This is a genomic window from Neisseria sp. P0020.S003 (genome assembly GCF_051957095.1).
GTDB lineage: Bacteria > Pseudomonadota > Gammaproteobacteria > Burkholderiales > Neisseriaceae > Neisseria > Neisseria subflava.
This window is the reverse complement of record NZ_JBQCWU010000102.1, coordinates 1-255: the sequence shown is the minus strand read 5'-3', so window position 1 is coordinate 255 and position 255 is coordinate 1. Positions and strand designations below refer to the sequence as shown.

Genomic DNA, 255 nt, shown 5'->3' with positions numbered 1-255 from the left:
GTTGACATGAGTAGCGATAAAGCGGGTGAAAAGCCCGCTCGCCGAAAGCCCAAGGTTTCCTACGCAACGTTCATCGGCGTAGGGTGAGTCGGCCCCTAAGGCGAGGCAGAAATGCGTAGTCGATGGGTAACAGGTTAATATTCCTGTACTTGATTCAAATGCGATGTGGGGACGGAGAAGGTTAGGTTAGCAAGCTGTTGGAATAGCTTGTTTAAGCCGGTAGGTGGAAGACTTAGGCAAATCCGGGTCTTCTTA

Annotated in this window: 1 rRNA gene; it reads left to right on the top strand. The window is 50.6% G+C overall.

The features are described 5' to 3' along the window. Positions 1 to 255 (top strand): 23S ribosomal RNA (locus ACTHTQ_RS11530); the annotation flags it as partial.